This window comes from Bacillota bacterium (genome assembly GCA_040754675.1).
Classification (GTDB): Bacteria; Bacillota; Limnochordia; order Limnochordales; family Geochordaceae; genus Geochorda.
Window position 1 is genome coordinate 1 of sequence record JBFMCJ010000269.1, and the last position, 5,614, is coordinate 5,614.

Sequence of the window (5,614 nt, forward strand, 5' to 3'; positions counted from 1 at the left end):
GAGAAGCGATAGGACCGCAGCCCCAGTCGCTGCATGAGGGCCACGTCCTCCCGCCAGCGCCGGTAGTGATCGCAGGCGGGGTAACCGCTTGCACCCCCGAGCACTCGTCCCGCGGCCGCAAAACGGTCCCAGATGCACTCGCCGCGACCGTCGGCCCGGGTGGACCCCTCGATTTGATACGACGAGGTAGTTTCTTGCATGATTCAGAAACAAGGTCGGAACTGTTTCAGAAACGGCCAGAGAAACCCGTGCCCATGGGGTGCGAGTCGGCGGGGAACGGCCCGCGCGTCGCGAAAACCGGGCCCAGATGCCGGCCAGGCCGTCGTCGACCAGGTGCACCCCTCGGGCCGCGCCCCACGCCACGAACGCCTGCCAGAGGGCGCCCGCGTGGTACTCCAGGCTGGTGGGGGGTCGTGCTCAGGGAAAGCAGGCCCTGCAGGTGAACACCCTATGCCTCGGGGAGGTCCGGAAGGTGGCGGCTGTCGTCAAACATCACCGTTCCAGGTCAGCCGGCGGCCGAGAGAGCTGGCGGTCTCCACCGGGGGTTGACGCTCTGGTCGGGCTGTGCACGTGCTGGCAGCTCGGTTCAGCGCGTCGGAGACTGGCGTCTCTGCAAGCTTCGGCGCAGCGCTTCCCGAATCATCTCGGCGGTAGGCAGGGGGGAAACCCGCCCGTTCACCCAGTACGTGCGGCAGGTTAGCGCCGAACCCATGCGCTGGGCTCCTTCGGGCTGGATGTCCACCCCGTCGAAGCGAATGGTCGGCGAGCCCGGGAAACGCAGGCGTTCAGCATCCTCGTCGGTATCTACCCGGATGATCTCGACCGGATCCTCGATCCCCTCTTCCTGAAGCACCTGCCTCAGGCGCCGCAGCGCCTCCTCGTGCGATGGGCACTGCTCCCAGTAAAGAAACTCGATCCGCATCGTCTGCGAACTCACCCCTCCCTGCCGCATCATGCTGCGGTAGGGCGTCGATACACGGTCACCCGCCGGCGGAGCCGGGACCTTCCTCGCTGAGAGCCTCGATCATGCTCGACAGGTAGGTCTCAAACTGGCGGAAGGCCTGCTCAAGGTCGTCCCGTAGCTGGGGCAGCTCTCGCACCAGGTGAGCCATGCGGTCCCACTCCAAGGCGTGTTCGTACCCCTTGCGGACGACGTGTCGAAACCGACGATACTCGTCGAGGCTCGCCTTGAGTCGGGTGGAAAGTAGCGCGGGCCGGACGTTGGGTATCTCCAGCGCCATCTGGCGCAGGAGCTCGTCGTGCCAGTCACTGCCGTGCGGCACAAGCCGATCGAGGTACCGGGCGACTCGCTCAAAGCTTGCTTCGAGGGCGGAATAGACGTGGTGCAGGGAGAGGGCGACCGAATTGACCAGGGCCTGCGCGACCTCTGGCCGCTGCTCTGTCTGCTTCAATTCGGCAACCTTAAGCGCCTCGTCGATGAGGTGTCGCACAGTAGCCCAATCCTGACGAAGCTCCGCCAGGAGGACCCCATACCCCCCTCCGCCGCTTTCAAGGATCCCCATGCACCAGTTCCCCCTCCCGCCGGATGCGTGCGGCCAGGGTAGGCGAACAGCTCTCGACCCGCACGAGGTCGAAAGGAAGCGGCCCGGTACTCTCCAGCACGCCAAAGGCTTCCAGGTACCTCTCCGGAGGCAGGCCCTCGCAGGCAACGTCGATGTCCGACCGCTCGTCGAAGCGCCCCGGGTCCAGGATCGAGCCAAAAAGCCAGACCCTCGTAACAGGGTAGCGCTCGACAAGCGCCACCACCATTGCCTCGGCCTGCGCACGGGCACGTTCGTAGCGAGCCCGGCGAAGTCGTCTTTCACGGGCGACCCTGGCCCGATGACCCCTCAGGTACGTCGCAATGGAGTCAGTCATGACAGTCCCTTCATCAAAAGAGGCGCAGCCGCTGCGCACCCATTGTAGCACACCCCCCGCGCAGGGCGTGGGCCTCGAGGTCCATGGGTACGTGATCCCCTGCTTTTCTCGGGAGGAGGCACCCTGCGCTGCAGGCGAACTCTGGGTGAGAGCCCGTCTGATTAAGAATCTGACAGGACCAGGATTTCGGCTTCCGCATCGAACCTTTCCCGAAGCCTCTGGCCGACACCGGGTTGCGCATTTGCGGCAAGCGGAAGGCCGTGGTGAAGCCGGTATGGGGCCAGATCAAACAGGCGAGGGGTTTTCGGCGCCTTTCGCGGCGAAGCCCGGTGGAGTGTGAGCGGGAGTTTGCGCTGGTCGCCGCGGTCCACAATGCTTTGAAGCTCTTCCGATATGCGGCCCATCAGGTCGCGGCCTTTTCGGAGCGCCTGCAAGGGAGGAGCCCGAGGCCCCTGGTGAAGCGGCAACGTGGCGAGGCTCCCCCTCCAGCCCCGCCTCCACCCGCCCCCGCCGGTCCTCGACAGAGGTGGCTCGCGCCTCCGGTCCCCCACGAGTCCGGGTTGGAGTGGGCGACCGGGCGCAGCCCCTTGAAGACCGAGGTAGGGAGGCGCAACGGCAGCACATGGGGGTCGGCGGGGCCGTCTCACCCGCCGCTCTCCGTTTACCGGAGGGCCCCCTCCGGAGCATTCGGCGCAGCCACAGGCCGCGCCCCTGCCTCCGGGTGGCCCGGCTTGGCACCCCGGCTTCACTTGTGTAGCTGATTCCGACGGCTGGTCCGGTGGAATTACGGGGTAGCAGAGTTGCGGTCCGGGATCCGGCCCAATGCGTTGCGTGCACCGACCAGGCACGGCTTCCCGAGCCAACGCGGCGTGCACAAACATCCCGGCCGCGGCCAGTGGCTTGCTGCACGTCCGCCCGGGCCTGCACCTCGGCGGGGTTACTCCCCTCGGAGCCTGGGGTCGAGGGCGTCACGCAGGCCGTCACCCAGGAGGTTGAAGGCCAGGACCGCGACGAAGATGGCGGCGCCCGGCCAGTAGGCCATCCAGGGAGCGGTCTGCAGATAACCCTGGGCAAAGCGCAGCGAGGAGCCCCAGCTCGGATCAGGGGGCTGCACACCCAGCCCCAGGTAGCTCAGTCCCGCTTCCGCAATGATGGCCGCCGCTACGGCCAGGGAGGCCTGTACCAGAACCGGCCCGAGGCAGTTGGGAATCGCGTGAACGAACAGGATCCGCAGGTCTGAAGCGCCCACGGCCCGGGCGGCCGCGATGAATTCCTGCTCGCGCACCTGCATGACCTGCGCCCGCACCACCCGGATGACGCTCGGCACAAACCCGATGCCGATGGCGATGATGGCGTTTCCAAGCCCGGGGCCCAGCGCCGCCACCATGGCCAGGGCCAGGATGAGAAACGGGAAGGCCTGGAGGGCATCCACCACCCGCATCAGCACCATCTCGTCCCACACGCCACGGTAGTACCCGCTGACCAGGCCCACGGGAAGCCCCACCGCAACGGCAATGGCAACGGAAAAGAAGCCGGCCTTCAGCGACACACGGGTTCCGAAGATCACCCGGGAGAGGACGTCTCTTCCCAGTTCGTCAGTGCCAAACCAGTGGGCCCAGCTTGGCGGCTGCATGATGGCATCGTAATCTTGCAAGTTGGAGGGATAAGGGGCCAGCCACGGGGCTGCGAGCGCGATGGCCACCAGCAGCGCTGCGGCGGCAGCACCGAAGACGCCTGCCTTGTTTTTCGAAAACCGCTTCCAGAAGTCGGCAACCCCCACCAGACGGGGCGCCGGCAGCGTCACCAACTCGGCCGCTGCAGGGCGAACGGCGGCCATCAAGCTGTCCCTCCCAGGGTGGAAACCTTGATCCGGGGGTCGGCCAGCGCGTAAAGAACATCCACCACCAGATTGATGCCGATGACCATCAGGGCGGATACCAGCACCGCCCCCTGAACCACCGGGATGTCCCGGGTGAAGATGGCGTCCACGATGAGGCGCCCGAACCCGGGAATGGTGAAGATCGTTTCGGTGATGACCAGTCCGCTCAACAGCCCCGCCACCTGAAGCCCGCTGGCCGTGATGACCGGAATGAGCGCGTTGCGTACGCCGTGGCGGAGCAGGACGGCCCATTCGGGCAGGCCCTTGGCCCGCGCCGTACGAACGTGCTCCGCTCGCAGCACGTCCAGCAGGCTCGAGCGCATGAACCGCGCGACCGTTGCGGCCGAACGAAAGCCGGTGGCGACGGCGGGAAGGACCATGGCGGCCAGGTTTCGGGCCAGGCTGTCGGTGAGCGGTACGTATCCGGAAGCGGGAAGCCACCGCAGGCGCAAGGCGAAGAGGATGATGAGGAGGATGCCCAACCAAAAGTGGGGGACAGATAATCCCGCCAGGGCGAAGATTGAACTGGCGTAGTCCGTCACGGTGCGCCGCCGAACCGCGCCCAGGATCCCGAGAGGCAGCGCGATGGCAGTGGCCAGCGCGAAGGAGAAGACGGCCAGCTCCAGGGTCGCCGGAAGCCTCTGCGCGATGAGCAGGGAAACGGGCTGATTGTCCACCAGCGACCGGCCCAGGTCGCCTCGCAGCACCCTACCCGTCCACCGGAGGTACTGAACCGGCAGCGGAAGGTCCAGGCCGAGCTTCTGGCGCAGCGCAAGGCGGGCTTCGGCTGGCGCTTCAGGGCCGAGGATGACCGTTGCCGGGTCACCGGGGATGAAGTGAAGCAGCGAAAAGACAAAGAGGGAAACGAGAAAGAGCACCGGAACGGTCAAGAGGAAGCGCCGCGCCAGAAAGCCCGCCATACCCAGTTCCTCCCTTAACGCTCGCTCTCCGCTGCCTACTTCGTCTACTTTGTCACCGGCGCCAGCCGGATGAGGCCGTCGGGGATGTAAGTGAAGCCCTGAACGTCACGGCGCAGCGCGATGACCACGTTGGGGTGGTACAGGTAGATGTAGGGAAGCTCGTCGCGCAGCACGGTGAGGACATCATGGTAGATGCGCTTGCGATCCGCCAGGTTGCCGGCAAGGCGGGACTGGTCCAGGAGCTGGTCCACCGTGGGGTTTGAGTAGCCCGAGTTGTTGAACCCGCCATTGGTGTAGAAGAAGGCGTAGATGTTCTGGTCAGGCTCCGCCCGTCCGCTCCATCCCACCGGGGTCGCCTGGTAGGTCAGTTTATCCATCTTGTCCAGCAGTTGGCCCCACTCGACCTGTTCGATCTGGGCTCTTATGCCGGCCTCCGCCCACATGTTCTGCAGGACCTGGGCGACCAGCTGCCCGGCCGGATCCGGCGTGATGCTCAGCGTGAAGCTGAAGCCGTTGGGGTAACCGGCGCGCTTCAGGTACTCCCGGGCCCTGGCCAGGTCGCGCTCCGGCGGGGATCCGCCGTCGTTGACCGGCGACGCGGGCGGGAAGGGCCCATAAGAGGGCACGGCAAGCCCGTTCAACGCGGCCCGGATCAGCACGTCTCGGTCGGTGGCAGCCTCGAGGGCCTTGCGGAGGAAGAGGTTGTCGAACGGCGGCTTCGTGACGTTGAGCCAGATGCCCTGGTAGCCCAGGCTGGGCTCAATGACCAGGCGCACGCTCTGGTCCTTTCGGAGCGCATCGACGTTGCGAGCCGGAATGGCGTTGAGAATGTCGATCTCTCCGCTCTGGAGGTTGAGGATGCCGATGTTGCGATCCACGAAGACCCTGTAGATCAGCTTATCCGCCTTTGGTAGGCCCGGACGCCAGTAGTGCTCGT

The 5,614-nt window shown here is 66.0% G+C and carries 7 protein-coding genes; all 7 read right to left on the reverse strand.

All coding sequences use genetic code 11. The features are described 5' to 3' along the window. Window positions 1-200: family 1 glycosylhydrolase (locus AB1609_14535; GenBank protein ID MEW6047676.1), on the reverse strand; the 200-nt coding region annotated here is incomplete at its 3' end. A gap of 386 nt (window positions 201-586) precedes the next feature. Continuing rightward, window positions 587-922, reverse strand: coding sequence for a DUF2703 domain-containing protein (locus AB1609_14540; GenBank protein MEW6047677.1), 336 nt, complete (start codon window positions 920-922; stop codon window positions 587-589). 58 nt (window positions 923-980) lie between these two features. Beyond that, window positions 981-1,523: a hypothetical protein gene (locus AB1609_14545; protein MEW6047678.1), complete on the reverse strand. Its 543-nt coding sequence runs from the start codon at window positions 1,521-1,523 to the stop codon at window positions 981-983. Then, window positions 1,510-1,878, reverse strand: coding sequence for a nucleotidyltransferase domain-containing protein (locus AB1609_14550; protein MEW6047679.1), 369 nt, complete (start codon window positions 1,876-1,878; stop codon window positions 1,510-1,512). Before AB1609_14550 ends, AB1609_14545 begins: the two co-directional genes overlap by 14 nt. A gap of 937 nt (window positions 1,879-2,815) precedes the next feature. Continuing rightward, window positions 2,816-3,715, reverse strand: a complete 900-nt coding sequence (locus tag AB1609_14555; GenBank protein MEW6047680.1) for an ABC transporter permease — start codon at window positions 3,713-3,715, stop codon at window positions 2,816-2,818. After that, a complete protein-coding gene (locus AB1609_14560; GenBank protein ID MEW6047681.1) occupies window positions 3,715-4,677 on the reverse strand; it encodes an ABC transporter permease in 963 nt (320 codons plus the stop codon). The genes AB1609_14555 and AB1609_14560 overlap by 1 nt, the downstream gene beginning before the upstream one ends. Window positions 4,678-4,721: 44 nt before the next feature. Next, on the reverse strand, window positions 4,722-5,614 hold an 893-nt coding region (locus tag AB1609_14565), incomplete at its 5' end, for an ABC transporter substrate-binding protein (GenBank protein MEW6047682.1).

Excerpts from the sequence above, each read along its gene's own strand:
- AB1609_14540 (MEW6047677.1), bottom strand. The coding sequence starts at position 922 with ATGCGGATCGAGTTTCTTTACTGGGAGCAGTGCCCATCGCACGAGGAG.
- AB1609_14545 (MEW6047678.1), bottom strand. The coding sequence starts at position 1,523 with ATGGGGATCCTTGAAAGCGGCGGAGGGGGGTATGGGGTCCTCCTGGCG.
- AB1609_14550 (MEW6047679.1), bottom strand. The coding sequence starts at position 1,878 with ATGACTGACTCCATTGCGACGTACCTGAGGGGTCATCGGGCCAGGGTC.
- AB1609_14555 (MEW6047680.1), bottom strand. The coding sequence starts at position 3,715 with ATGGCCGCCGTTCGCCCTGCAGCGGCCGAGTTGGTGACGCTGCCGGCG.
- AB1609_14560 (MEW6047681.1), bottom strand. The coding sequence starts at position 4,677 with ATGGCGGGCTTTCTGGCGCGGCGCTTCCTCTTGACCGTTCCGGTGCTC.